Origin of the sequence: Amycolatopsis sp. lyj-90, assembly GCF_046549035.1 — a bacterium.
Classification (GTDB): domain Bacteria; phylum Actinomycetota; class Actinomycetes; order Mycobacteriales; family Pseudonocardiaceae; genus Amycolatopsis.
The window spans coordinates 310,480-335,547 of sequence record NZ_JAJPWP010000005.1 but is presented as its reverse complement, the minus strand read 5'-3'; the positions used below and the strand labels follow the sequence as shown (position 1 = coordinate 335,547).

At 67.8% G+C, this 25,068-nt stretch carries 25 protein-coding genes; 11 read left to right on the top strand and 14 right to left on the bottom strand.

The features are described from left to right. Positions 1-60: 60 nt before the first annotated feature. From recF to dnaA, 4 genes are all read right to left on the bottom strand, one after another. On the bottom strand, positions 61-1,215 hold the full coding sequence (gene recF, locus ACLJPX_RS20865; protein ID WP_410601560.1) for a DNA replication/repair protein RecF: 1,155 nt from the start codon (positions 1,213-1,215) through the stop codon (positions 61-63). 5 nt (positions 1,216-1,220) lie between these two features. After that, positions 1,221-2,111, bottom strand: coding sequence for a phosphogluconate dehydrogenase (NAD(+)-dependent, decarboxylating) (gene gnd, locus ACLJPX_RS20860; protein WP_410601559.1), 891 nt, complete (start codon positions 2,109-2,111; stop codon positions 1,221-1,223). A 39-nt stretch (positions 2,112-2,150) separates the two neighbouring features. Further along, on the bottom strand, positions 2,151-3,284 hold the full coding sequence (gene dnaN / locus ACLJPX_RS20855; protein WP_020632653.1) for a DNA polymerase III subunit beta: 1,134 nt from the start codon (positions 3,282-3,284) through the stop codon (positions 2,151-2,153). A 912-nt stretch (positions 3,285-4,196) separates the two neighbouring features. Further along, a complete protein-coding gene (gene dnaA / locus ACLJPX_RS20850; protein WP_101611581.1) occupies positions 4,197-5,813 on the bottom strand; it encodes a chromosomal replication initiator protein DnaA in 1,617 nt (538 codons plus the stop codon). A gap of 607 nt (positions 5,814-6,420) precedes the next feature. On the opposite strand from dnaA, the gene rpmH reads away from it, so the two are divergent. The 10 genes from rpmH to ACLJPX_RS20800 all read left to right on the top strand — a co-directional run bounded on the left by rpmH (position 6,421) and on the right by ACLJPX_RS20800 (position 13,059). Then, the gene (rpmH, locus tag ACLJPX_RS20845; RefSeq protein ID WP_005154511.1) at positions 6,421-6,564 is read left to right on the top strand and encodes a 50S ribosomal protein L34; all 144 of its coding nucleotides are present in this window, start codon (positions 6,421-6,423) and stop codon (positions 6,562-6,564) included. A 23-nt stretch (positions 6,565-6,587) separates the two neighbouring features. Next, positions 6,588-6,998 (top strand): ribonuclease P protein component, encoded by a 411-nt coding sequence (gene rnpA / locus ACLJPX_RS20840; protein WP_410601558.1) that lies wholly within the window; start codon positions 6,588-6,590, stop codon positions 6,996-6,998. A gap of 4 nt (positions 6,999-7,002) precedes the next feature. Then, positions 7,003-7,308, top strand: a complete 306-nt coding sequence (gene yidD, locus ACLJPX_RS20835; RefSeq protein WP_410601557.1) for a membrane protein insertion efficiency factor YidD — start codon at positions 7,003-7,005, stop codon at positions 7,306-7,308. Positions 7,309-7,312: 4 nt separating this feature from the next. Continuing rightward, positions 7,313-8,416: a membrane protein insertase YidC gene (gene yidC, locus ACLJPX_RS20830; RefSeq protein WP_410601556.1), complete on the top strand. Its 1,104-nt coding sequence runs from the start codon at positions 7,313-7,315 to the stop codon at positions 8,414-8,416. 30 nt (positions 8,417-8,446) lie between these two features. After that, positions 8,447-9,019: a protein jag gene (locus tag ACLJPX_RS20825; RefSeq protein WP_410601555.1), complete on the top strand. Its 573-nt coding sequence runs from the start codon at positions 8,447-8,449 to the stop codon at positions 9,017-9,019. A gap of 212 nt (positions 9,020-9,231) precedes the next feature. Next, positions 9,232-9,912, top strand: coding sequence for a 16S rRNA (guanine(527)-N(7))-methyltransferase RsmG (gene rsmG / locus ACLJPX_RS20820; RefSeq protein WP_410601554.1), 681 nt, complete (start codon positions 9,232-9,234; stop codon positions 9,910-9,912). Positions 9,913-9,976: 64 nt separating this feature from the next. Continuing rightward, the gene (locus tag ACLJPX_RS20815; protein ID WP_410601553.1) at positions 9,977-10,906 is read left to right on the top strand and encodes a ParA family protein; all 930 of its coding nucleotides are present in this window, start codon (positions 9,977-9,979) and stop codon (positions 10,904-10,906) included. Continuing rightward, positions 10,903-11,919 (top strand): ParB/RepB/Spo0J family partition protein, encoded by a 1,017-nt coding sequence (locus tag ACLJPX_RS20810; RefSeq protein ID WP_410601552.1) that lies wholly within the window; start codon positions 10,903-10,905, stop codon positions 11,917-11,919. Before ACLJPX_RS20815 ends, ACLJPX_RS20810 begins: the two co-directional genes overlap by 4 nt. 85 nt (positions 11,920-12,004) lie before the next feature. After that, the gene (locus ACLJPX_RS20805; RefSeq protein WP_410601551.1) at positions 12,005-12,676 is read left to right on the top strand and encodes an HAD family hydrolase; all 672 of its coding nucleotides are present in this window, start codon (positions 12,005-12,007) and stop codon (positions 12,674-12,676) included. Continuing rightward, positions 12,673-13,059 carry a hypothetical protein gene (locus tag ACLJPX_RS20800; RefSeq protein WP_410601550.1) on the top strand — a complete coding sequence of 129 codons (387 nt, stop codon included), beginning with the start codon at positions 12,673-12,675 and terminating at the stop codon, positions 13,057-13,059. Before ACLJPX_RS20805 ends, ACLJPX_RS20800 begins: the two co-directional genes overlap by 4 nt. 48 nt (positions 13,060-13,107) lie before the next feature. Here ACLJPX_RS20800 and ACLJPX_RS20795 read toward each other — a convergent pair whose 3' ends face one another. Together ACLJPX_RS20795 and ACLJPX_RS20790 are read right to left on the bottom strand one after the other, a co-directional pair. Then, positions 13,108-14,058 (bottom strand): D-alanine--D-alanine ligase, encoded by a 951-nt coding sequence (locus tag ACLJPX_RS20795; RefSeq protein WP_410601549.1) that lies wholly within the window; start codon positions 14,056-14,058, stop codon positions 13,108-13,110. Between the two features lie 35 nt (positions 14,059-14,093). Next, a complete protein-coding gene (locus tag ACLJPX_RS20790; protein ID WP_101613632.1) occupies positions 14,094-15,413 on the bottom strand; it encodes a PLP-dependent aminotransferase family protein in 1,320 nt (439 codons plus the stop codon). 195 nt (positions 15,414-15,608) lie between these two features. Between ACLJPX_RS20790 and ACLJPX_RS20785 the strand changes: the two genes are divergently transcribed. After that, the gene (locus tag ACLJPX_RS20785) at positions 15,609-16,253 is read left to right on the top strand and encodes a GNAT family N-acetyltransferase (RefSeq protein ID WP_101611571.1); all 645 of its coding nucleotides are present in this window, start codon (positions 15,609-15,611) and stop codon (positions 16,251-16,253) included. Positions 16,254-16,571: 318 nt separating this feature from the next. Here the strand turns inward: ACLJPX_RS20785 and ACLJPX_RS20780 are convergent, their stop codons facing one another. The 8 genes from ACLJPX_RS20780 to ACLJPX_RS20745 form a co-directional block, all read right to left on the bottom strand. Then, positions 16,572-17,720 carry an N-acetylmuramoyl-L-alanine amidase gene (locus ACLJPX_RS20780; RefSeq protein WP_410601548.1) on the bottom strand — a complete coding sequence of 383 codons (1,149 nt, stop codon included), beginning with the start codon at positions 17,718-17,720 and terminating at the stop codon, positions 16,572-16,574. Between the two features lie 261 nt (positions 17,721-17,981). Next, on the bottom strand, positions 17,982-18,305 hold the full coding sequence (trxA, locus tag ACLJPX_RS20775; protein WP_101611569.1) for a thioredoxin: 324 nt from the start codon (positions 18,303-18,305) through the stop codon (positions 17,982-17,984). Positions 18,306-18,343: 38 nt separating this feature from the next. After that, positions 18,344-19,339 carry a thioredoxin-disulfide reductase gene (trxB, locus tag ACLJPX_RS20770; protein ID WP_101611568.1) on the bottom strand — a complete coding sequence of 332 codons (996 nt, stop codon included), beginning with the start codon at positions 19,337-19,339 and terminating at the stop codon, positions 18,344-18,346. Positions 19,340-19,542: 203 nt separating this feature from the next. Further along, the gene (locus ACLJPX_RS20765; protein ID WP_410601547.1) at positions 19,543-20,337 is read right to left on the bottom strand and encodes a hypothetical protein; all 795 of its coding nucleotides are present in this window, start codon (positions 20,335-20,337) and stop codon (positions 19,543-19,545) included. Beyond that, positions 20,334-20,993 carry an RNA polymerase sigma factor SigM gene (sigM, locus tag ACLJPX_RS20760; protein WP_101611566.1) on the bottom strand — a complete coding sequence of 220 codons (660 nt, stop codon included), beginning with the start codon at positions 20,991-20,993 and terminating at the stop codon, positions 20,334-20,336. Before sigM ends, ACLJPX_RS20765 begins: the two co-directional genes overlap by 4 nt. A 31-nt stretch (positions 20,994-21,024) precedes the next feature. Beyond that, positions 21,025-22,584: a protein kinase family protein gene (locus tag ACLJPX_RS20755; protein WP_174720571.1), complete on the bottom strand. Its 1,560-nt coding sequence runs from the start codon at positions 22,582-22,584 to the stop codon at positions 21,025-21,027. Positions 22,585-22,704: 120 nt separating this feature from the next. Further along, positions 22,705-24,822 carry a murein biosynthesis integral membrane protein MurJ gene (gene murJ / locus ACLJPX_RS20750; RefSeq protein ID WP_410601546.1) on the bottom strand — a complete coding sequence of 706 codons (2,118 nt, stop codon included), beginning with the start codon at positions 24,820-24,822 and terminating at the stop codon, positions 22,705-22,707. Beyond that, positions 24,765-25,028: a hypothetical protein gene (locus tag ACLJPX_RS20745; protein WP_410601545.1), complete on the bottom strand. Its 264-nt coding sequence runs from the start codon at positions 25,026-25,028 to the stop codon at positions 24,765-24,767. The genes murJ and ACLJPX_RS20745 overlap by 58 nt, the downstream gene beginning before the upstream one ends. Positions 25,029-25,068 lie beyond the last annotated feature (40 nt).

The window sequence follows — 25,068 nt, the reverse complement described above, 5'->3', positions numbered from 1 at the left end:
TCCCCAGATCGGTGGGTAACTGCTGTGGCGCCGATCACCCGGGGTGTCCGCTTCGCGGGATCACCCTCGGTTGATCTCACCATCTGCCACGAGGAACCGGTGCCCGGCCAGTTCGGCGGGTACGTCCTCGTCCACGGCGGCGGTCACCAGCACCTGCTCGGCACCGGCCGCCACCTCCGCCAGCCGGGCCCGGCGACGCCGGTCCAGCTCGGCGAACACATCATCCAGCAGAAGCACCGGTTCCCCGGCCTCGCCACGCAGGAGCTCGTAGCTTCCCAGACGCAGTGCGAGGGCGAACGACCAGGACTCCCCATGGCTCGCGTAGCCCTTCGCAGGCGCTTCGCCGAGGATGAGGTCGAGTTCGTCCCGGTGCGGGCCGACCATGCTCACCCCGCGCTCTAGCTCGAGGTTCCGGGACCGCTTCAGCGCTTCTACCAATACTTCCTTGAGTACCGCTTCGTCTGCGCGAGGACCGTCCGGCACGCCGTAGCCCTCTGGCATCGCTTCGCCGAGGCTCGACTTGTACGCGATCTTCGCCGGTCTCGAGTCGGGCGCGACCCCCATGTACGCGGCGGCAGCGTACGGCGCGAGGTCCGCGATGAGGTTGAGCCGGGCTGCCAGCAACGCGGCGCCCGCCACCGCCAGGTGGTCGTCCCAGACGTCGAGCGTCGACAGCGCGTACGGGTCTTCGCGCCCCGTACGCCGCTTACCCGCCGTCTTGAGCAGGGCGTTCCGCTGCTTCAGCACCTTCTCGTAGTCGGCGCGGACCCCGGCGTACCGGGGCGCGCGCAGCACCAGGAGCTCGTCCATGAACCGGCGGCGCTCGCCGGGATCCCCGCGCACGAGTGCCAGGTCCTCCGGGGAGAACAGCACCGTGCGCAGGATCCCGAGCACGTCACGGGGCTTGCCGACCGCGCCGCGGTTGATCCGCGCGCGGTTCGCCTTGCCCGGGGTGATCTCCAGCTCGACCGTCAGTTCACGGTCTTCGTTGACCACCGCGACCCTGATCAGCGCGCGTTCGCAGCCGTGCCGCACCAGCGGCGCGTCGGTCGCGACGCGATGCGAACCCAGCGTCGCGATGTAGCCGATCGCCTCCAAGAGGTTCGTCTTGCCGCGGCCGTTCTGTCCGACGAGGACGGTCGGGCCGGGTTCGAGCGCGAGATCGGCTTGGGGCCAGGACCGGAAGTCGGTGACCTGGAGATGTCTGAGGTACAACCCGCCTAGCCGCCGACCTTCTTGACCGAGTGGCCGCCGAACTGGTTGCGCAGCGCGGCGACGGCGCGCATGGCGGCGGAGTCCTCCTGGCGCGAGGCGAACCGCGCGAACAGCGCGGCCGAGATGACCGGCGCCGGGACCGCGTTGTTGATCGCCTCTTCGAGGGTCCACCGGCCTTCGCCGGAATCCTCGACGTAGCCCTCGAGATCGTCCAGCTCCGGGTCCTCGTCGAGCGCGCGGACGAGGAGGTCGAGCAGCCACGAGCGGACGACGGTCCCCCGCTGCCAGCCCTTGATCACCGCGGGCACGTTCTCGACGACCTTCGCGGCTTCAAGCAGCTCGAAGCCTTCGGCGAAGGCCTGCATCATGCCGTACTCGATGCCGTTGTGAATCATCTTCGCGTAGTGACCGGAGCCCACGGCGCCGGCGTGCGAGAAGCCTTCTTCACGCGGACCCTCGGGGCGAAGCGCGTCGAAGATCGGCATGGCCTTCTCGACGTCCGAAGCGGCGCCGCCGACCATCAGGCCGTAGCCGTTGTCCTTGCCCCACACACCACCGGAAACCCCGCAGTCGAGGTAACCGATCTCCTTCGTGGCGAGCAGGTCCGCGTTGATCCGGTCTTCGGTGTACTTCGAGTTGCCGCCGTCGATCACGAGGTCGCCGGCGGACAGCAGGTTGCCGAGCTCCGCGACGGTCTGCCGGGTGGGTTCACCGGCGGGCACCATGATCCAGACGATCCGGGGACCGTCCAGTTTGGACACCAGGTCCTCGAGCGACGTGGAGTCGGTGACGTCGGGGTTGCGGTCGTAGCCGACCACCTCGTGACCGGCGCCGCGCAGCCGCTCACGCATGTTGAACCCCATTTTGCCGAGGCCGATGAGTCCCAGCTGAGCCATGAAGATCCCCTTTGGTGCGAAACAGAAACTAAAGACCGGTCAGCCCGGGAGGCGGACCGGCATCAGCAGGTACAGGTAGCCGGGGACGACGTTGCCCTCTTCGTCGGCGGGCTTGATCAGCGCCGGCCGGTTCGGCGTGGTGAAGGTGAGCTCGGCGCGGTTGGCGTTCAGCGCGCCGAGGCCGTCCACGAGGTAACCCGGGTTGAACGCGATGGTCACCGGCTCACCCTCGTAGTCGACCTGAAGCTCTTCTTCGGCCGAACCTTCGTCGTCGCCGCCGGCGGAGAGCCGCAGCGAACCGTCGTTGAATTCCAGCCGCACCTGGGTGCCACGTTCGGCCACCAGCGAAACACGCTTGATCGACTCGGCGAGCGCGGAGACCTCGATGACCGCGCGCGACGTGTGCTGCGCCGGCAGCAGCTGCCGGTACGGCGGGAACTCCGCGTCGAGGAGGCGGGTCGTGGTGTAGCGGCCGGAGCCGGACAGGCCGAGGAGGCCCTCACCGCTGGCGAGCGCGAGGCGGATCTTGGCGCCGCTGGCACCGAGCGTCTTCGCCGCCTCGGCGAGCGTGCGCGCCGGGACGAGCACGGCGGCGTCGGACAGGCCCTCGGCGGGCTCCCAGGTGAACTCGCGCATGGCGAGCCGGAAGCGGTCGGTGGCGACCAGGGTCAGCGAGGAGCCGGAGATCTCCAGCCGCATGCCGGTCAGCATCGGGAGGGTGTCGTCCTTGCCCGCCGCGACGACGACCTGGGTGACGGCCTGGCCGAACGCGTCGCCGGTGAGTTCGCCGGCGAAGGCGGGCTGGGACGGGAGCTGCGGGTAGTCCTCGACCGGCATGGTCGGCAACGAGAAGCGCGCGGAGCCGCAGGTGATGGTGGCGCGGGCGCCGTCGACGGAGATCTCGACCGGCTGCGCGGGCAGCGACTTGGTGATGTCGGCCAGCAGACGACCGGAGACCAGGAGACGGCCCCCGTCGGCGATGGTGGCCGGGACGCCGACCGTGGCGGAGACCTCGTAGTCGAATCCGGAGACGGTGAGTGCGTCACTCGTCCCGTCGGATCCCGCATCGAGCAGGACACCGCCCAGAACCGGGACCGGAGGCCGCGACGGGAGGCTTCTCGCCACCCACGCGACGGCGTCGGCCAGCCCGTCACGCTCGACGCGGATCTTCATGCGCGCTTCCTTTCGACAGCCGAGCCCCTGACGGCTCGAAAGCTCAACGGGTCACCGCGGCCGGAGAGCGCGATGGCCAGGTGCCTCGCAGGTTCGTTCGGTCCGAGCGAGGACGCGAACGCACGTCGACACGCAGACCAGGTGCAGGGACCCACGTTAGGCCGTCCCCGGGGTCCGCGTCACCTCGGCCTCCCCTTGCTTTTGTCGACAAGACGACACGGTTCGCCGACTGTCCCCAGATTCGTCCATCGCCTGTTTTTGTTTTATTCCCTTCTTAAGAAGAACTAAGAACAGCAGTAGTAATAGGCGTTGTGGATTGTGTGGACAAGCCTCGTTCGCGCAGGTCCGGACGGCTCGGACCCTGTGGACTCCGGGTGTGTACGGACGGTGGACAGCTCGGGCCGTCGGTGGATGGTTTCGGGCCGCGCTCGATCCATCCACATTCGGCCCGAGTTGTCCCCATGGTTATCCCCAGATGTGGGGCGGTTTGTACCCAGGGGCTGTGGGTCCGGTTCGTGACCGGAATCGCTCGGGAGAGTGATCCGTGCAGCCCGCGTCACCCTTGTGCACAACATGTGGGCAACCTGGGGACAGCGTGTGGATCATGGTGTGGAAATGCTGTGGATTTCCTGTGAGTGCGATGTGGACGGAAAACCGATCTCCGCTGGTCTCCGGCCCGCCCGAGTTGTGCACAAAGTACCCACAGCATGTGGATTTCCTTTGTGCACAAGGGAAAACCTGAAATGCACTCAAGCACGTTTCGTGTCCTTCTCACCCGTACGTGCTGTCTTCGGGGTACCCGGTCCTTCGCGCCTTCACACGCTCTAAGACCTATGTGGACGGCTGCGCGCGCACCAAAAAGGGCTCCCACCTGGACGGTGAGAGCCCCTGAAGTCCTTGTGTGCTAAGGGATTACTGCCTGGCCCGTTGCTTGATACGCGAGGTCAGTTCCTGGACCTGGTCGTAGATGCGCCGTCGTTCGGCCATCTCCTTGCGGATCTTCTTGTCCGCGTGCATGACGGTCGTGTGGTCGCGGCCGCCGAAGGTCTGCCCGATCTTCGGCAGCGACATGTCGGTCAGTTCGCGGCAGAGGTACATCGCGATCTGACGAGCCGTCGCGAGGGCCTTCGTCTTGCCGGGCCCGCAGAGGTCGTCGAGCGTCACGTCGAAGAACTCCGAAGTGACGCCCATGATGGTCGGCGCGGTGATCTCCGGCGCGTGCGAATCCGGGATGAGGTCGCGGAGCACGATCTCGGCGAGCGCGACGTCGACCGGTTGCTGGTTCAGCGACGCGAAGGCGGTGACGCGGATGAGCGCGCCTTCGAGCTCCCGGATGTTCGCCTCGACGCGCGAAGCGATGAACTCCAGCACCTCGTTGGGGACCGCGAGCCTGTCCTGCGCGGCCTTCTTTCGGAGGATCGCGATCCGGGTTTCGAGCTCGGGCGGCTGGATGTCGGTGATGAGGCCCCACTCGAACCGCGTGCGCAGCCGGTCTTCCAGCGTCTCGAGGCGCTTCGGCGGGCGGTCGGAGGAGACGACGATCTGCTTGTTCGCGTTGTGGAGGGTGTTGAAGGTGTGGAAGAACTCTTCCTGCGTACCTTCTTTTCCTTCCAGGAACTGGATGTCGTCGACGAGCAGGATGTCTATGTCGCGGTAGCGGCGCTGGAACGCGACCTTGCGGTCGTCTCGCAGCGAGTTGATGAAGTCGTTGGTGAACTCTTCGGTCGACACGTACCGCACGCGCATGCCGGGGAACAGCCGCTGGGCGTAGTGCCCGACGGCGTGCAGCAGGTGCGTCTTCCCGAGGCCGGACTCTCCCCAGATGAACAACGGGTTGTACGCGCGCGCCGGTGCTTCGGCGACGGCGACCGCGGCCGCGTGCGCGAAGCGGTTCGAGGCACCGATGACGAAGGTGTCGAACGTGTACTTCTCGTTGAGCTTCGTCTTCGACGTCTGCGGCTGCGCCGGCGCGGTGTAGGGCTGGCCCGCGATCGGCTGGCCGGAGAACGTCGGCCAGATCTCGGTCACGGCCGCGAGGGCCTCGCCCTCTTCGTCGACTTCTTCATCGCTGTCGTCGCCGTCGTTGAGGCTGTTGTCCACCGGCTGCCGCGGGGGCCTCGGCTTCGGAGGCTCGGGCCGGGGGCGGTTCGGCGACAACATGCCGTCACCGTCGGGCAGCGGCGGCGGGCCGGGCACCGGGCCGCCGCCGTTTTCCACCCGGCCGGGTGACGCTTCGTAGCGGGGGCCGGGCGAAGCGGGGGGCATCTCGGTGCTGTCGACCTTCACCGCGAGGGAGACCGCGCGGCCGAGTCGTCGCGAAAGGGCTTCGGTGATCGCGCCGCGAAGGGCGCGCTCGATCGCTTCTTTGGCGAAGTCACTGGGTGCGGCGAGCAGTGCGGTGCCGTCGAGCAGGCCGATCGGCCGGGTCACCCGCATCCAGGCGCGCTGCTGCGGGGAGAGGGTGCCATCCGACAGTTCGCGCACGACCTGTTCCCAGATGACGCCAAGATTGTGCTGGTGATCGGACACCTGCCTGACTCCCCTCCCCTCATCGGTGCGTGTGAACATCCGGGAAACACCGCGCTCCGAAACACCGGGTCGGGCGCCATCATGGCCCGATCAGCTCATGCGCACAGCAAATATCCACATAGTTGTCCACAGCTGTGCACTAATGTACGGCGGCCCGCGGCGACGTCACCTGCGGGATCGACGTAGGCCGGCGGGACGCCTCCACGCCCCGAGGACACCCGGGCGCCTGCACCGTTCCACCTTGGCGAAAACCCGGGGAGAGGCACGCTAACAAGCCCCGCCCGATGCCACAAGGCATCCTCGCGCGCAAGCATTTCACGGTGTACGGCGTGTTGCCATTCGATGCCTTCACGTCGCCGGTGATCACTCTCCACGCACGGTCGCGGTCCGTGGTCGAGGGGGTGCCTGCCGGGCCCGGGCGGTGGGTGCGTACCCTCGTAAGGTCTCCCGTATACAGCGGGGGCGTTTCGCGTGCCCACGTTGTCGTCGCTCGACGTGACGAGGCCACACGTTGGTAGGAGACACCAGAGACTGCCGTGCGTCAGCACGACACGCCAGGAACGGGTCGAACCGTCCCCGGCGGCCGATGAAACAGGAGAAGTAAGTCGTGAGCAAGGGTAAGCGCACCTTCCAGCCGAACAACCGCCGACGCGCCCGGGTCCACGGGTTCCGGCTTCGGATGCGGACCCGCGCCGGCCGGGCCATCCTGGCGGCTCGTCGTCGCAAGGGCCGCGGCGCACTGTCCGCCTGATCCGGCCGCCGTCGAGGGACGTCGTGCTGCCGGCCGCCGCGAGGTTGCGGCGCAGTGAGGATTTCCGTGCCGTGATGCGGCGTGGGGCCAAGGCAGGCAGGCGCCGCCTCGTCGTCCATGCGTTGACCACGGACCCGTCCGAAGCCGCCGAGGCGGCGCGGGCGGGTTTTGTGGTGAGCAAGGCCGTGGGGAATTCGGTGGTCCGCCACCGGGTCTCCCGCCGGTTGAGGCATCTCGTTTCCGCCAGGATCGGAACACTGCCGCCGGGGAGCTCGTTGGTGGTACGGGCACTACCTCCGGCCGCGGACGCGTCCAGCGCGGAACTCGGTTCGGATCTCGACGCGTCGTTGCGGCGCCTCGGGTTGTCCGGGCCTTCCGCCGTCACCGGGAAGTCCCGCCAGACGCGACCCTCCGACAACGGATCAGCGGTGTAACGACATGCGAGCCACCGAGAGCGAGACCACCGAAGAAGCCCGCCCCGGCCCGGTGGCCTGGGTGCTGCTCCTGCCCGTCAAGCTGTATCGCAAGGCGATCTCTCCCTTCCTTCCTCCGGCGTGCCGGTTCTACCCGAGCTGTAGCGCGTACGCCGTAGAGGCACTGACCCGGCACGGCGCCGGCCGCGGTACCTACCTCGCGGTCCGGCGCTTGCTGCGCTGTGGCCCGTGGACGATGCCCGGCCGCGACCCGGTCCCCGAGACGTTCTCGTGGCGCCACCGCCGACCTGAAACACCGATCGAGGAGTAGCTCAGTGCTCGACTTCATCTACTACCCCGTGTCCTTCATCTTGTGGTGTTGGCACAAGGTCTTCGGGCTTGTGTTCGGTGAGGCGAACGCGGTCTCCTGGATCCTGGCGATCATCTTCCTGACGTTCACCGTCCGCGGCATCATGTTCAAGCCGTTCGTGAACCAGGTCCGGTCGATGAAGAAGATGCAGGACTTCGCACCGGAAATGAAGAAGGTGCAGAAGAAGTACGCCAACGACCGGCAGCGCCAGGCGATGGAGATGCAGAAGCTCCAGAAGGAGCACGGCGTCAACCCGCTGGGCAGCTGCCTGCCGATGCTGCTTCAGATCCCGGTCTTCATCGGCCTGAACCACGTCCTGCGGATGTTCACCATCAACCCGTACGGCGGCCCGAAGACCGAGAACTACTTCTTCGACCAGTCCGGTGTCGAGTCGTACGTCCACGCGAAGCTGTTCGGGACGAACCTCGGTGAGGCCATCTACACCGGCGTCGACATGGTCAGCGGTGGCAACACGGCCGCCGGGTTCCACTGGAGCGTCGCCCCCGTCGCGATCCCGCTGATGATCATCGCGAGCATCGCCACGCACCTCACCGCGCGTCACTCGGTCCAGCGTCAGAACCCCGAGTCGGCCACCCCGCAGACCGCGATGATGAACAAGCTGACGATGTACATCTTCCCGCTCGGTGTCCTCGTCTTCGGTGCGCTGTTCCCGCTCGGCCTCCTCTTCTACTGGCTGGCGAACAACGGCTGGACCCTGATGCAGCAGCGCCTCGTCTACACGAAGATCGACAAGGAAGAAGAGGCCCGCAAGGAAGCCGAGAAGGAGAAGCGCGCGAACCTCGGCCCGAAGCCCGGCCAGAAGCCGACCGCGCCGCGCCCCGGCCAGAAGCCGGTCCAGCAGAAGAGGAACAAGCAGTCCTCCGGTGGTCAGGTCAAGAAGGCGGGTTCGCCCCACGGCTTCGCCCAGACCGGTTCGTCCGCCGCGGAGAAGAAGGACACCGAGAACGCATCAGCCGAGCCGTCGACCAACGGCTCGAAGGAGAACGGCGCCGACGTGCCCGGTCTCATCTCTGACTCGACTAAGAAATCAGGCCGGAAGCGTCGCTGACGCCGATCCGGGCTGGAGAGGAGACCAACAATGGCGGAGACGATCGACACGATCGACGCCGAAGAGAACAGCGCGGCCGAGGTCGAGACTGGTGATGCCGAAGATACGGCGTCAGAGACCGGGCGCAAGGGAGGTGTCGACGACGACGTCCTCGTGAAGGAGGGCGACATCGCCGGCGACTACCTCGAGCGGCTGCTCGACCTTTTGGACTACGACGGCGACATCGACCTCGATGTCGAAGCGGGCCGCGCGATCGTCAGCATCGACGGTGGCGAGGATCTGGAGAAGCTCGTCGGTCCCCGCGGCACCATTCTTGAGGCGCTGCAGGAGCTGACGCGCCTGGCGGTGCAGCAGGAGACCGGTTCGCGGAGCCGTCTGATGCTGGACATCGCGGGCTGGCGCGCGGACCGTCGCGAAGAGCTTCGCGAGCTCGGCCGCTCGACCGCCGAGACCGTGGTCTCGTCCGGTGAGCGTGTCCGGCTGCAGCCGATGAGCCCGTTCGAGCGGAAGGTCGTGCACGACGCGGTCGCCGCCGTCGACGGGGTCAAGAGCGAGAGTGAAGGAGAGGACCCGAAGCGCCGGGTCGTCATCTTCCCCGCCTGACGAGTTCTCTGAACGAAGCGGCCCGCCGGTCATCCGGCGGGCCGCTTCTTTGTTGCCCGGGTGAATTACACGCGTGGCGTTTCACGTGAAACGCGCGAAGACGAGTGGAGTTGTCCACAACTTCGGACTGTCTCCCCGCTTTGCGGTCGGCGTCATGGACAATCGGTGAAGCGCGTTTCACGTGAAACGGCGTCGAGGGTTGAGGAGCAAGAGTGGGCTTGGACGGGGTCGCCGCATCGGTTCGGAGTGCGGCGTCGGAAGTGTTCGGAGACCGCGTCGAGCAAGCCATCGGCTACGTCGAACTCCTGGAGCGGCACGGCGTCGAGCGTGGCCTGATCGGTCCCCGTGAGGTCGACCGGCTCTGGGAACGACACGTCTTGAACTCCGCCGTGATCGGCGAGCGGATCCCCGACGGCGCCCGCGTGGTCGACGTCGGATCGGGCGCGGGGCTTCCGGGTGTACCGCTCGCGATCAGCCGACCGGACCTCGATATCGTTCTGCTCGAACCGATGGCCCGCCGGGTCGACTGGCTGGCCGAGGTTGCCGAGAAGCTGGAACTCCCCATCACCGTTGTCCGCGGGCGCGCGGAAGAGCGGCAGGTACGCGAGGAGCTCGGTGACGCGGATGTCGTCACCGCCCGGGCGGTTGCTCCGTTGGCCCGGCTCGCGAGCTGGTGCCTCCCGCTTGTGCGTTCCCAAGGTGCTCTGGTCGCCCTCAAAGGAGCGAGCGCCGGAGAGGAAATCGAACGCGATCGCGTCGCCGTCCGGAAGGCCGGCGGTGGCGAGCCGGAAGTCTTCGAGTGCGGCACCAAGGTGCTTGAGGTCCCCAGCACGGTCGTCGTGATCCATCGTCTGCCTTCGAAACCGTCTCGACCGCGCGGCAGGCGTAGCTAGACCGGTTCCACGTGAAACAACGCAGACCGACTCCCACTTCTAATACAGAGGAGGTTCGAGACCGGTGACTCCCCCACCGTCCGACCCCGCGAGCACTGGCCACGAACTCGGCTGGACGCCCATCGCCGAAGAGGCCGTCCGGGCCGCCAGCGTGCTGCACCCCAAGAAGGGCGCGCTCCCCCGTCCGACCCGTCGGCGCGTTCTGACGGTCGCCAACCAGAAGGGCGGCGTCGGCAAGACCACGAGCACGGTGAACCTCGCCGCCGCCCTGGCCGTCCACGGGCTCAAGACGCTCGTGATCGACCTCGACCCGCAGGGCAACGCGAGCACCGCGCTCGACATCGAACACCGGTCCGGCACGCCGTCCATCTATGAGGTGCTGATCGGCGAGGTCACGCTCGCCGAGGCGGCCGCGCAGAGCGAGCAGTCGGAGAACCTCTACTGCGTGCCCGCGACCATCGACCTCGCCGGCGCCGAGATCGAACTCGTGTCGATGGCGTCCCGCGAGATGCGGCTCAAGGAGGCGCTCTCGTCCGAGATCCTCGACGAGATCGGCGTCGACTACGTCTTCATCGACTGCCCGCCGTCGCTCGGTCTGCTGACCGTCAACGCGATGGTCGCCGCGCAGGAGGTGCTGATCCCGATCCAGTGCGAGTACTACGCGCTCGAAGGTCTGGGTCAGCTGCTGAGCAATATCGAGCTCGTCCAGAAGCACCTCAACCGCGAACTCAGCGTCTCCACGATTCTGCTCACCATGTACGACGGCCGGACGAAGCTGGCCGATCAGGTGACGAACGAGGTCCGGAATCACTTCGGGGACACTGTCCTCAAGACGGTGATCCCGCGCAGCGTGAAGGTCTCCGAGGCGCCCGGATACGGGCAGACGGTCCTCGCGTACGACCCGGGTTCCCGGGGCGCGATGAGCTACGTGGACGCGGCGAAGGAGATCGCCCAACGTGGGGCGGAGATGAAGGAAAGGAGCGGTACGGCATGAGCGAGCGCAGAGGGGGGCTCGGGCGCGGGCTCGCCGCCCTGATCCCCACCGGCCCGCCGCCGGGCTCGGCGGCCCCGGCCGAGAACGGTTCCGCGGTGGCTCCCGCTCCCCCGGCCGGCCCGACGGGACCGGACGACAAGGGCTGGTTCGCGGCCAACGGCGCGGCCGGTTCGCACGGCGGCGCGGTGGCGGGCGCGGTCTACCGCGAGGTGCCGCTCAGCCAGATCAAGCCGAACCCGAAGCAGCCGCGGCAGGTCTTCGACGAAGACGCGCTCAGCGAGCTGGAGCACTCGATCCGCGAGTTCGGGCTCATGCAGCCCATCGTGGTCCGGGAGCTCGGGACCGACGAATACGAACTCGTCATGGGCGAGCGGCGTCTGCGCGCGTCCCAGCTGGCCGAGCTGGAGGCGATCCCCGCGATCGTTCGCCAGACCGCCGACGAGGCGATGCTGCGCGACGCGCTGCTCGAGAACATCCACCGCGTTCAGCTCAACCCGCTCGAAGAGGCGGCCGCGTATCAGCAGCTGCTCGACGAGTTCGCGGTCACGCACGAGGAGCTGGCCGGTCGGATCGGGCGCAGCAGGCCGGTCATCACGAACACGATCCGCTTGCTCAAACTGCCCCTCGCGGTCCAGCGACGGGTCGCCGCCGGGGTGCTTTCGGCGGGGCACGCGCGGGCGCTGCTCTCTCTCGAAGACGCCGAAAGTCAGGAAGAACTGGCCGCGCGGATCATCGCGGAGGGCATGTCCGTCCGCGCGACCGAGGAAGCCGTCACGCTCAAGAAGAGCGAGAAGCCGGCCAAGCCGAAGCCCGCACCCCGCAAGCCGATCCAGGCACCCGGTCTCCAAGAACTGGCGAGCCGGCTTTCGGACCGGTTCGACACTCGCGTGAAGGTCGACTTGGGCCGCCGCAAAGGCCGGATCACCCTCGAATTCGGGTCTGTTGACGATCTTGAACGCATCGTGGCACTGATGGACGAAAACCAGGCAAATCGGACACGCGAAACCGATTAGGGATCACCCCAGGTCGTTTTGTCACGGTGACGATTGCTGAGCGATGATGAAGAGGTAACGCTGAGTGCTTGTTCTGGGGGCAAGTATGAAGGAGTTCTTCGGCGGTCGAAATCCGCGAGCGGTGGTCTTCGATTGCGACGGATTGCTCATGGACACCGAGCCGTGTTGGTCGGTGGCCGAGACCGAACTGTTCGCGCGGCGAGGTCTGCCGTTCGGTCCGGACGAGAAGGCGTCGGTGATCGGCAAGTCGCTACCGGCCGCCGCCGACGCGATGGCGGAGGCGTTCGGCGAACCTGGCGGCGGCGCCGAGATCGCAGACGAGTTGTTGAGGTTGGTGACCGAGGTCGTCACCGCGAAGGCGGAGGCGATGCCCGGCGCGCGGGAGTTGGTCGAACTGACCGCCGCCGCGGTTCCGGTCGCCGTCGCGAGCAACTCGCCCCGCGCTCTCCTGGACGCCGCTCTCGGCCGCGGCGGGTTCTCGGAAATGTTTCCCGTGAAACTGGCCGCCGATGAGGTGGCCGCCCCGAAGCCGGATCCGGAGATGTACCTGACCGCCTGCGGCCTCTTGAACGTCGAGCCTGCCGACGCGCTGGCTTTCGAGGATTCGATGACCGGTCTCCGGTCCGCGCGGGCGGCAGGGGTTCCTGTCATCGGGGTGCCCACACTGAAGCATCAAGAATTCCCTGCGGACATCGTGATCGGCTCCCTGCGCGATGAGGATCTGCTCGCGTGGGTGCGGGGATGGCCCCGGCGATGACCGAGCTGCCCTACGTTCGCTTCCAGAGCCCGACCCGCAACGAGCGAGGAACCTTCACCGGTGTCTTCGGTCTCGTCAACGGGCTCGCCCAGGCCGGTCGTCTCACCGCCGAGCAGGAAGCCTTTCGCAGGACGAGCAACGACTGGTACGACGCGAACTTCAGTAACCCGGCATACACCGATCCGAGCGTCTACGACGCGGAGGTGAATCCCGGGGCTATGGCGTGGTTCAAGGCGACGGCCCATGTCTTCATCGAGCGGGTCGACGGCTACCTGTCGATTCTGAAGAGGCACGGGATTCCGTGCGAGGCGGTCTGGTCGGCAGACCCGGGACTGGTCATCTACGAGGACGAGCATCAGATCGTCGCCGTGGCCCGGAAATGAGAAAGGGGACTCGCCCGCGGTGGGCAAGTCCCCTTCGTCGAATCCGGCTCAGCTCTTGCGGGAGATCGCCCGTCCGACGAGATCGGCGAACACCGATCCGAGCGTGGCGCCGCCCGCCTCGATCGCCATGGGCACGATCGACGTTTCGGTGAGACCCGGCGACGGGTTCACCGCGAGGAAGTAGACCGTGCCGTCGTCGGTGACCACGGCGTCGGTGCGGGAGATGTCGCGCAGACCCAGTTGCCGGTGCGCGGCGACGGCGAGCTCGCCGACCGCCTTGGCGGCGTCGTCGGGGATCCGCGCGGGGGTGAAGAAGTCGGTCAGCCCGGCGGTGTAGCGAGCGGTGTAGTCGTACACGCCGCTCTCCGGCACGATCTCGACCGCGGGCAGGGCCTCGGGTCCCTGTTCGCCTTCGATGACCGTCACGGCCACCTCAACGCCGGAGACGAACTTCTCGGCGAGAACGGTGTCGCCGTAAGCGAAGCAGCCGACCATCGCACCGGGCATCTCCGAGGCTTCCTTGACGACCTGGGCGCCCAGCGCCGAACCACCCTGGTCGGGCTTGAGGATCAGGGGCAAGCCCAGCGTCTCGACCATCGCGTCCAGCACGGCCTGCGCGCCGAGCTCACGGAAGGTGCTGTGCGGCAGCACGACCCAGTCCGGCGTCGTGAAGCCCGCGTTGGCGACCAGCGCCTTGGCCGTCGGCTTGTCCCACGCGCGGCGGCAGCCTTGCGAGCTGGTGCCGACGTAGGGCACGTCCAGCATCTCCAGCACCGTCTGCACCGCGCCGTTCTCCCCTTCACCACCGTGAAGGGCGACGATGGCCGCGTCGGGCCGCTGGGTGCGAAGACGTTCGAGCAAGCCCGCGTCGGTGTCCCACTCCTCGACGATGAGACCTTCCGCCCGCAGCGCGACCGAGAGCCGCCGCCCGGACCGGAGAGAGACATCGCGTTCGTGGGAAAGTCCGCCTGCGAGTACGGCGACGGTGCGGTCGACCATCGAGGACTCCTTTTTCTATGGGGACGCCCGGTCGATCAGACCGTGTCCGGAGAGGGGTTCTGTGGCCCCGAGATCGAGCGTGGGCTCACGTTACCGAAGGTACGCGCGAGGTCCATTTCGGACTCGAGCACCGCGGCGAGCCTTCGGACGCCTTCGCGGATCCGCTCCGGCGTGGGGTAGCAGTAGGAAAGGCGCAGTTGCCTGCTGCCGAAACCGTCGGCGTAGAAACCGGTTCCGGAGGCGTACGCGACCCGGGCGGTGACGGCCCTCGGCAGCATCGCCTTCGTGTCGACGCCTTCGGGGACTGTCATCCAGACGTAGAAACCGCCATCGGGTTTGGTCCAGCTGCAGCCGGCGGGCATGTGCTGTTCGAGCGCGGTCAGGATCGCGTCCCGGCGCTCCCGGTAGTTCTCGCGGAAGGTCTTGATCTGGCCCAGCCAGTCATGAGTCGAGAGGTATCGCGACACGATCAACTGGTTAAGCGTCGGCGGACAAAGCGTCGCGGACTCGGCCGCGAGCACGAGTTTCTCCCGGACGGCGTGCGGTGCGAGCACCCAGCCGACCCGCAGGCCGGAGGCGAAAGTCTTCGAGAACGAGCCCAGGTACACCACGTTGTCGGGGTCGATCGAGCGGAGCGCCGGGTACGTCTGTCCGCTGAAGCCGAGCAAGCCGTACGGGTTGTCCTCGACGATGAGGATGTCGTGCTCGCGGCAGATCTCCACGATCTCCGCGCGGCGCTCGACGGCCAGCGTGACGCCGCCGGGGTTGTGGAAGTTGGGGATCGTGTAGAGGAACTTGACCCGCTGGCCCGTCTTCTTGGTCTCCGCGAGCGCGGCTCGCAGCCCCTCGGGGACCAGGCCGTGGTCGTCCATCGCGACGTGCACGACGTTCGCCTGGTACGCGGCGAAGGAGCCGAGCGCGCCGACGTACGACGGGCCTTCGGCGATGATGACGTCGCCCGGGTCGCAGAACAGCCGGGTGACCATGTCGAGCCCCATCTGGGAGCCGACCGTCACGACGACGTCGTCCGGATGGGCCTTGATGCCTTCGAGGGCCATGATTTCGCAGATCTGCTCACGCAGCGCGGGAACACCGTGCGCGGAGCCGTACTGAAGCGCGACCAGGCCCTCTTCGGCGATGAGCTCGCTGACCTGTGCGGACAACGAGTCGAGCGGGAGCGCGGCGAGGTTCGGCATTCCGCCGGCGAGCGAGACCACCTCGGGGCGACTGGCCACCGCGAACAATGCCCTGATCTCGGAAGCAGTCATTCCGGCCGTACGCGCGGCGTAGCGGTCGAGATGCGGGTCGAGGTTGTGTCGGCCGCTCTGCGGCCTGACAGGGCGATTCTCGGTCATCAGGCGCTTCACCCGTGCTTCGAAGTGGACATAGTCGCTACCGACTGGTAGTTCCATCGAGTGTAACCACCCTCCCTTGAGGGGCCCTGGCCTTCCGGTGTTCATCACATCGGCCTATCCTCGATCAGGACCCCTTCAGCGAGCCCTGCTCGGGACAGGGCTGAGTCGGGTGTCGTCGTCCAGGGAGGTTTGTCGGTGTCGCGTCGCGTCGTGGGCGTAACCCTGGACAATCTCGAGCATCTGCCCAAGAGCTGCCGCCGCTGCGTGTACTGGGAGCTGGCGCCGCACATGAAGGCGCAGGCCGAGGAGTACGGCGCGACAGAGGTCGAAAAGGAAGCCTGGGTCTCCAGCGTGCTGCTGGAGTGGGGTTCCTGCGGCCGCATCGTCTACAGCGACACCTTGCCTGTCGGCTTCGTGCTTTACGCGCCGCCGAACGCCGTGCCGCGTTCGCTGGCCTTCCCGACTTCCCCGCCCGGCCCGGACGCGGTTCTGCTGACCGCCTTCCAGATCCTCCCCGAATTCCAGGGCGGCGGGCTCGGCCGGATGCTGGTGCAGGCGGTCGCGAAGGATCTGACCAAACGCGGGGTCCGCGCGATCGAGGCCTTCGGTGACGCCAAGCCCGAAGAGACCGATCCGGACGGTGGGCACAGCTGCGTGCTGCCCGCCGCGTTCCTGCAGAGCGTCGGGTTCAAGACCGTCCGGCCGCATCCGCGGTGGCCGCGGCTGCGACTGGAACTGCGGTCGGCGATCTCGTGGAAGGAAGACGTGGAGGCGGCCCTCGAACGGCTGCTCGGCCAGGTCTCCATCACCACCGCCGAACCGAGCATGGGTCGCGCCTGACCTTTTCGGCCGTTCCGGATTCCTTGGGAACGCCCCTTCATCTCACGCCTCTAGCAGAGTTTTCGGGTGCGCGCAGCAGCCATCCCCCGCCTTGGGGACAGCTGTGGGTAACCTGCCGAGTTATCCACAGATCGCTGCTAGGAGCGGTGGAAAATCTGTGGATGGGTAGGCTGGACCTGGGGACGCCCCCCGGGAAGGGCGGGGGCTGCGCGCCGGGTGGAGCTAGGGGTGGCGTGGTCCGGCGAGGGGGCACACAACCGGTTGTGCCGAGAGCGTCGGCAGGGGCGTGTGCGCCTTTGTGCGGGTGTGGAGGACTGGCTACTCCGCTTTGGCGAGTTCGTGGGCCAGGACGTCGGCGAAGGTGAACGTGCCTGTCGGCTGGTCCCCTTCACCGAGGAGGTACAGGCGCTTCACGGCGACCAGGATGCCTTCGGCGACGATGTCGCGGAAGGCCGGGTCGGCCAGTTTGCGGCTGTCTTCCGGGTTGGTCAGGTAGCCGATCTCGATCCGCACCGCCGGGCAGCGGGTGCGGGTGAAGATCTCCCAGGTCTTGTAGTGCGTGCGGCAGTCGAGCATGCCGGTGCGGGCGGCCAGCTCACGCTGGATGAAGCCCGCCAGCAGCTCACCGACGGTCGACGTCGTGCCGTTGCCGGTGCCGAAGTGGAAGCTCGCGACCCCCTGCGCCTTGGGCGAGGGGTTCTTGTCGTTGTGCAGCGAAAGGAACAGGTCGGCGCCCGCCTCGTTCGCGAACTTGGCGCGCTCACCCTCGGTCGGGCTCTGGTTCGGGCCGCGCGAGATCAGCGCTTCCATGCCCGTGGCCTGCATACGGCCTTCGAGCCGTCGCGCCAGATCCCAGGCGATGTCCGCTTCACGCAGGCCGCTCGCGACGACACCGAGGTCTTCGCCGCCGTGGCCCGGGTCGATCACGATGCGCTTGCCGCGCAGCCGGGGGCCCGCCTGGCGCACCTGCTCCTGCTCGCGCAGGAAGACGGGCCGGCCACCGCGGGCGCGCGGCGAAGAGAGCCGGTGCAGCTCACGGATGGTGGCCGGACCGCACATGCCGTCGGCGACCAGGCGCATGTCGCGCTGGAAGGTCTTGAGGGCGCGCTCGGTCTGGGCGCCGAAGTGCCCGTCCGGGCGGCCGGCGTCGAAGCCGAGTTCGGTCAGCCGCTCCTGGAGCGCGAAGACGTCGTCGCCCTGCATGGGGGCGGAGAACATGTAGGTCAGCGGGCGGCTGCCGAGATGGAAGCCCGCGCCACGAAGCGCCTGATAGGTCGCCGGACCCACCAGGCCGTCGGTGATGAGCCCACGGCCCTGCTGGAACGCTCGCACGGCATGTTCCATCGCCGTGTCGAAGACCTCGTACTCCCCGGATTCGGTCACCGGCGGGAGCAGCTCCATCGCCGCCAGCGTGGACCTGATCTCGGCGACGTCCGGTCCGGCGTCACCGCGGCGGAGTACCCGCATGCACTCCTCGCTCTTCCTTTGGGGCACCGAAGGAGCTCGATGCACGACTTTGAAAACCCTGCGGGGCGAACCCCGGTGCTCTATTGTGCCCTGTGAACTCTCGGTGAGCGCGGAGGCCCGGTCGGTGCGTCAAGTCCCCGTTCGTGGAACCCTTCCCGGCGCCATGATCATGTTCCTGTGACGGTGAGGAATACCCGTCCGGCGGAACGACGAAACCCGGAGCCTGGGCAGGCCCCGGGTTTCGGCTGGTGAAACGCGAGATCAGAGGACGTCGGCGAGGTCCGAGAGCAGCGCGGCCTTCGGCTTGGCGCCAACGATCTGCTTCACCGGCTTGCCGCCCTGGAACAGGATCAGCGTCGGGATCGACATCACCTGGTAGTCACGCGCAGTGTTCGGGTTGGCGTCGATGTCGAGCTTCGCGACAGTCAGCTTCTCGCCGTTCTCCGCCGCGATCTCTTCGAGCACCGGGGCGACCATCTTGCACGGACCGCACCAGGTGGCCCAGAAGTCGACCAGCACGGGCTTCTCGCTCGTCAGGACGTCGTCGACGAAGGTCTTGTCGGTCACCGTCACGGTGTTGGCCATGGTGTCTCCTCCTGGGTGGTGAACGGATGCTGTGAAAGTCAGCTGGTGGTGGCGCCGTAGCCGCCGCCGACCAGCTCAGGGGTCTCCTGGGCGGTCTCGACACCGGCGTGCTCCGCCAGCCATCGTTCCGCGTCGATCGCCGCGGCGCAGCCCGAACCCGCGGCCGTGATCGCCTGCCGGTAAGTGCGGTCGACCAGGTCGCCTGCCGCGAAAACGCCGGGGAGGTTCGTGTACGAGGTCCGGCCCTTGGTGAGCACGTAGCCGTCCTCGTCGAGGTCCACCTGACCACGCACCAGTTCGCTGCGCGGGTCGTGACCGATCGCGACGAAGAACCCCGTCACGTCCAGCTGGGACTCCTCGCCGGTCACCGTGTCCTTGAGCTTCAGGCCTTCGACCTTGCCCTCACCCTCGACGCCGGTGATCTGCTTGTTGAGCGCCCACTTGATCTTCTCGTTCTCGCGGGCCCGGTCCAGCATGATCCGGGAGGCGCGGAACTCCTCGCGGCGGTGGACGATCGTGACGGACTTGGCGAACTTCGTCAGGAAGGTCGCCTCCTCCATCGCGGAGTCGCCGCCGCCGGCGACCACGATGTCGTGGTCGCGGAAGAAGAACCCGTCGCAGGTGGCACAGGCCGAAACACCGCGGCCGAGCAGTTCCTGCTCACCCGGGACGTTCAGGTAGCGGGCCGCGGCGCCCATCGAGAGCACGACCGCGCGGGCCGCGTAGCGCTTGCCGTTCGCGACGACGTACTTGACGTCACCGGTCAGCTCGACGGACTCGACGTCCTCCTGGCGCAGGTCGGCGCCGAAACGCTTGGCCTGCTCGCGCATCTCTTCCATGAGGTCGGGACCCTGGATGCCTTCGCGGAAGCCGGGGAAGTTCTCGACCTCCGTCGTCGTCATCAAGGCACCGCCGAACTGAGTGCCCTCGAACACCAGCGGTTCGAGCTGCGCTCGTGCCGCGTAGACAGCGGCGGTGTACCCCGCAGGACCCGACCCGACAACGATCAAGTTCCTGATTTCCTCGCCAGCCACCCGTGACCTCCGCTCGTAGTGACCTGTTCACCAGGCTCAACACGATCGTAAGGGCCGGTGTTCCCGGGGTGACCGGCGCTACTTCTCCGGGCTTGCGGCGGCGATAGCAAAGGTCCCCTGCTCCCGGTCGGAAGCAGAGGACCTTTTCCTGGCAGCCGAAGGCAGCAGGGGACCTTTGCTACCGCTGCTATCGCTCTCCGCTGCTACTTCTGTCCGATGATCTTGTCGAAGAGGACCGACGCGTTGCCCGGGCCGCAGTCGGCACCGAAGGCGACGATGCGGAACTGGGCGAGCTTGCCTGTGGTGTAGATCACCATCACGCCGTCCTTGCCCGCGACGTTCACCGGCCGGATGCCCTCCGGCCGCACGTCGGGGTCCAGTCCGGCGGCTTCGACGCAGGCGTCGAGGCGCTCCTCGGTCTTCAACGAGCCGAAGTCGCGGACGCCGATCGCCTTGCCGACGAGGGCTTCGGCCCCGCCGCCGTCTCCGCCGACCGACGAGCCGGTGGGGGCGGGCGGAGGCTGCGCGACGCCGCCCGGTGTCGACTGCTGCGTGGTCGGTACGACGATCGCGACGGCGGCGATGGCCGCCGCGGCCACGGTCGCTATCCCCGCGCCCCAGCCGATCCGCTTGTTCCGCTTCCGCCGTGCGGCCGCGAGGTCCACCACCGGGGCGACCTGCGCCTGCTGCCCTTCAGATGCGCCTTGAAACGCAGGCGACGCCTGACGGGCCTGCATCTCGGCGGCCAGCGCCGCGTCGAGCCGCGCCGCGAACTCCGCGGGCATCGGAGCGACCGGCTCGTTCGCGAGTTCCGCGAGGTCGGCCGTCGTCGCTTCGAGTGCTTCGATGATCGCCAGTGCTTCGGGGTCGGCGTTCACCAACGGCCAGAGTTCGGCCGCCTCTCGCTCGTCCAGCACACCTGCGTGCAGGTCGGCGAGCACATCGACAGACCACGGCGGACCGACGGTCCCACCGATCCCCCTGCTCTCGTCTGTCATCGTCCCTCCCCGTCACCCGGCGTGCCCTGAGGACGCCTGGCACCCCGTTCCGGGGTAGCGCGAACACGTTTGCTTTCGTGAGTTGGGACGTTCGCAATCGCATCGGGGTTCCGCAGATGTCCGAGAACCTTCGCGAGCTTTCCCCGACCTCGAGCACACCTGCTCTTGACCGTGCCCTCGGCGATACCGAGCATTTTCGCCGTCTCGGCGACGGAGTATCCCTCGACGTCGACCAACACGATCGGGGCACGTTGCTCTTCGGGAAGCTGGTCGAGGGCTTCCTTGACGACGAGGCTCGTCTCGCGCTCGGACATCGAGTCGCGCGGTGAGGCGGGCTCGTTGAACTGCCCGGTTTCGGGCAGCGGAACGGTCGGTCTGGCCTTGCCCCGCCGGATGCGGTCGAGGCACGCGTTCACGACGATGCGGTGCAACCACGTCGTGACCTGTGATTCGGCTCTGAAGTTGCCCGCTGCGCGGAACGCGGAAATGAAGGCGTCCTGCAGGGCGTCCGCGGCTTCTTCCGGGTCCCGCACGGTGCGCAGGGCCACCGCCCACATGCGGTCTCGATGTCGCTGGACCAGTTCACTGAACGCGTGCGGGTCACCGGCGGCATGCGCCGCTATGAGATCCGCGTCCGTTGGAGCTGCAGCTGTCACCCGGGAGAGCCTACTGACCCCTTGATTTACGTCACCCCGCAGGCAGGAAGGTCAGCTCCTTGAGTTCGGTGATGAACTTCCCGTCCGCATCTTCACCCAGCTGAGTGATCCAGATGATGAAGTACTGACCCTGCTGCGGCTGCTGCAGCGCGATGGTCGATTCACCCGCCGCGAGATCCCCGGTGCCGACGACCTTGGTCTCGTCGAGCTTCGGGTTCTTCTTGTCGGCGGAGCGAATCTCGACCTTCGAGCCTGGGCTTGCCGAGTCGATCTTGATCTGGCTGAGGTTGATCGGGTCCTTGAAGGTCACGACCACCCCGACACCGTCCTTGAGCACCGGGAACTGCTTGTCGTACTCGTCGGTCTTCCAGGAGGTGCCCGCGTCGCCGTCGGTGGTGTTCTTGGCGCGGCCGGGGCTGTCGCCCTTGCTGCCCGGGTTGAAGACGGCGACCGCCGACGGCTTCACCGCGGCGCCCAAGGCGGGTGCCGGCGGCTGCTGGGTGGGCGGCGGCTGCTCGCCCGAAGGCGGCGGAGCCTGTGAAGACGACGACGCGGCGACGTTCAGGTTCGGGCCGCTGGACTTCGATTCACCCTGGAACAGGTTGATCAGCATCATCCCGCCCCAGGCGAGGATGACCACGGTCGCGACGACCAGCACGGTCACGCCGAACGCCAGCTTCTTGCGCCGCGCGACGTCCTTGACCGGTTTCTTCGTCGTCCAGACCGTGCCGTCCGGCTCGGCCACCGCTTCTTCCTCGCCGACGGCCTTGATGAGCTGGGTGCGCTCCTCGGCTTCGGCGGCCTGGTCCAGGACGCGCAGGATGGCCGCGCTGGTGCGGATGCCGCCGTGGCCGCCGTCCTCGATGGTGCGGACGGCGAGCGAGGACAGCTCGACCGGCACCGTCGGGACCAGTGAGCGCGGCGGGATGACGCGGCCGGTCGGCGCGTGCGGCGCCGCCGGGATCGCGGCAGGCCCGCCGGGCAGGGCCCAGCGGCCGGTCAGCAGCAGGTACAGGACCGCGCCGAGTGCCTTGACGTCGTCGCGAAGGGTCGCTTCGGGCAGCGGACCGGGGAAGGCGAGCTTCAGCGCGCCGTCCGGGGTGAGCCGCAACCGCTGCGGATGATCGAGGCCGAGGACGAGACCGTTCTGGTGCGCGTGGTCGACGGCTTCCGCCAGCGCCTGCACCATCCTGGCCGCCGCGGCGGGCGCCACCGGGCGCTGCGACACCAGGTCCACCAGGTCGCTGCCCTTGGTCCATTCCGCCACGACGACACCGAGCAGTCCTTCACTCGAAGTGACGCCGCTGCCGAGGCTCAGCACGTCGAGGACGCGCGCGACCCCGCCGTGCCCGAACTTCGAAGCGTGCGCGGCACGCTCCAGCGTCCGGCGCGCGAGCCTCGCGGCCTCCGCGTCCGCCGGGTCGCCGACCAGCAACGTCAGCGCGACATCGCGCTTCAGCTGCCCGTCGCGCGCGCGCCAAAGATGCGCGGCGGCTCGTTCGTCCACCCCGAACTGTGCGAGCAGGCGATACCGGCCGTCACCGACGACCCGGCCAGGGGCCAGCGACCCGCCTTGGGCCCGGATGCCCACCTGGCTCGCCTCCCCTGCCTGTTCGCTCCGTCTCGTATCCACCGCACTCTCCCGCGTAGCTCCCGCCCCGAGGGTACCCAGAATACGACGCGTGAACGCGGGCCATCCGTGCGTGAATCGTTATCCGCGCTTGATCAACCGGGTGATCCTCGCCGTGGCGGGCTTCAATTCCTCGACCTTCAAGGCCATGAGCACGCCGAACGACACCACGATGCCGACCATCGTCTGCAGCAGAAGTTTCACCCAGGCATGGAAAGTAGGCCCGAACGAGTCAGGGACGATCTGCCCGGCGAGCCACGCCGCGCCGACCCCGAGCACACTCGCGACGACCGTGAAGAGGATCACCCCGAGAATCCGCTTGCTCCGGAGATTTCCGAGGGTCACCCACAGCCAAACCTGGCCGAGGATCGCGCCGACGACGAACGTGAGGCCGTTGACCATCATCACGCCGAGCACGATGTTGTCCGGCGAGAGCAGCGCGGGGCACAGGTAGAGCAGCGGCACCTTGACCACGGTCATCACGATCATGATCAGCACCGGCGTCCGCGCGTCCTTCATCGCGTAGAACACCCGCATCTGCAGCATGACCAGCGCGTACGGCAGCAGCGCGAACGCACTGATCGCCAGCGCCTCGCCCATCCTCGACGCGTCTTCGACCCGGCCCTTGCCCAAGGTGAACAGGGCGATACCGACCGAACCGCCCACAACGGTCATCACCGCGGAAATCGGCAGGAGTGTCACCGTCGAGATCCTGGAGGCGTACGAGAGGTCGCCGATCAGCTTCTTGTGGTCGCCGTCGGCCGCCGCGCGGCTCATCCTGGGCATGATCGCGGTCAGCAGCGAAACGCCGATGACGCCGTACGGCAGCTGGAAGAGCAGCCACGCGTTGCTGTACGCGGTCACCCCGCCTTGCGAACCGCTGGTCAGCACCCGGGTCGTGATCGTGTACCCGACCTGGCTGACGGCAACGTAGCCGACGGTCCAGAGGGCGAGCCCGCCGAACTCCTTCATGCGCTTGTCGATGCCCCAGCGCCATTTGAACTTGAACCCGGACCGCAGCAGCGGCGGGATCAGCAGCACCGACTGAGCCACGATGCCCGCGGTCACGCCGAGGCCCAGCGTCAGCAGCTTCGGGTCGGTGATCGACACCGGATCGGTCGAGATGTTCCCCGGCATGATCCACACCACGAGGATCGTGAAGATGACGACCAGGTTGTTGATCACCGGCGCCCAGGCCGTCGGGCCGAAGATGCTCTTCGCGTTCAGCACCGCCGAGAGCAGGGCGAACACGCCGTAGAAGAAGATCTGCGGCAGCAGCAGGTACGCGAACGCGGTGACCAGGTCGGGATTCGCCTGTCCCTTGTCGTCCACGTAGAGCTTGGTGATCAGCGGCGCGGCGAGGACCGCGATGGTCGTCCCGACGACGAGCAGCGTGCCCGCCACCGTGACCAGTCGTTGGGTGTAGGCCTCGCCGCCGTCCTTGTCGTCCTGCGACCGCACGAGCAGCGGGACCACCAGGCTGGACAGCACGCCGCCCATCAGCAGTTCGAAGATGATGTTCGGCATCGTGTTGGCGACGTTGAACGAGTCGTTCTCCACCTGGGCGCCGATGGCCGCGACCAGCAGCAGCTTCCACGCGAAGCCGGTGATCCGGCTGATCAGCGAGGCGATCGCCATCCGGCCGCTGGACTTCGCGAGCGAGGGCGCCTTCGCCGGGGCGGCGACATCTTGTTCGCCGGTCTCGCCCGGCCGCGGTTTGACCAGCGGCGCGTCCTTGATCGCAGGCATGACCTGCGTGGCGAGCTGGTCGTACGGGCGGAGGACGTCGGGGTCGGCGACCGGCCAGCGCGAGCCCATCGGCACGCCGGGGGTGCGCGGGATGAACCGCGTCGCGTCGGGTTCGTCGCGCCGGTCCACCTGCCACGGGCGGACCGGTGGCGGCTGGCGGCGCCCGCGATGCGGCGGGGGCGGCGTCTGGTTCAGCGCCTGCGGCGTCTGTGGTGCCTGTGGCGCCGCCGGACGACGCTGGGGTGGATTCTGAGCCGGGTTCTGGGACGGCTGCGGAAGCGGCTGCCCCGGTGGGGGCGGAACCGGCTGACGCCGGGTCGGCGGAGGCGGCGTCGGTGACGGAGCCTGCTGCCGGGGCGGCGCCTGGTTGGGCGGCGGGTTCTGGGGCGGCCTCAGCCGCCGTGTCTCGTCGTCGGGGCGGCCCGCGGCTCGCTGACGGCGGCCGTCCACCGGCGGCGGGGGCGGCGGTGCCGCACGCCGCGGGCGCTCTCCGCGTTCGGGCGGGAGCTGCTGCGGGGGCGGCTGACGACGTTCCGCGCGTTCAGGACGTTCAGGACGTCCTGAACGCTCAGGGCGGCGCACTGGGCCATCGGTGCGACGGGGCGGCGGCGGAGTACCTTCGCGCCGGGGACGGCCTGCACGCTCGGGCGGTACACCCGGCTCTCTTTCCAACGTGCGCCCAATCCTCGGTGCTCG

Coding starts and splice junctions, on each gene's coding strand:
- gnd (WP_410601559.1), bottom strand. CDS start 2,111: ATGGCTCAGCTGGGACTCATCGGCCTCGGCAAAATGGGGTTCAACATG.
- dnaN (WP_020632653.1), bottom strand. CDS start 3,284: ATGAAGATCCGCGTCGAGCGTGACGGGCTGGCCGACGCCGTCGCGTGG.
- yidD (WP_410601557.1), top strand. CDS start 7,003: ATGCGAGCCACCGAGAGCGAGACCACCGAAGAAGCCCGCCCCGGCCCG.
- ACLJPX_RS20825 (WP_410601555.1), top strand. CDS start 8,447: ATGGCGGAGACGATCGACACGATCGACGCCGAAGAGAACAGCGCGGCC.
- ACLJPX_RS20810 (WP_410601552.1), top strand. CDS start 10,903: ATGAGCGAGCGCAGAGGGGGGCTCGGGCGCGGGCTCGCCGCCCTGATC.
- ACLJPX_RS20805 (WP_410601551.1), top strand. CDS start 12,005: ATGAAGGAGTTCTTCGGCGGTCGAAATCCGCGAGCGGTGGTCTTCGAT.
- ACLJPX_RS20800 (WP_410601550.1), top strand. CDS start 12,673: ATGACCGAGCTGCCCTACGTTCGCTTCCAGAGCCCGACCCGCAACGAG.
- ACLJPX_RS20795 (WP_410601549.1), bottom strand. CDS start 14,058: ATGGTCGACCGCACCGTCGCCGTACTCGCAGGCGGACTTTCCCACGAA.
- ACLJPX_RS20790 (WP_101613632.1), bottom strand. CDS start 15,413: ATGACCGAGAATCGCCCTGTCAGGCCGCAGAGCGGCCGACACAACCTC.
- ACLJPX_RS20780 (WP_410601548.1), bottom strand. CDS start 17,720: ATGCGGGTACTCCGCCGCGGTGACGCCGGACCGGACGTCGCCGAGATC.
- trxA (WP_101611569.1), bottom strand. CDS start 18,305: ATGGCCAACACCGTGACGGTGACCGACAAGACCTTCGTCGACGACGTC.
- ACLJPX_RS20765 (WP_410601547.1), bottom strand. CDS start 20,337: ATGACAGACGAGAGCAGGGGGATCGGTGGGACCGTCGGTCCGCCGTGG.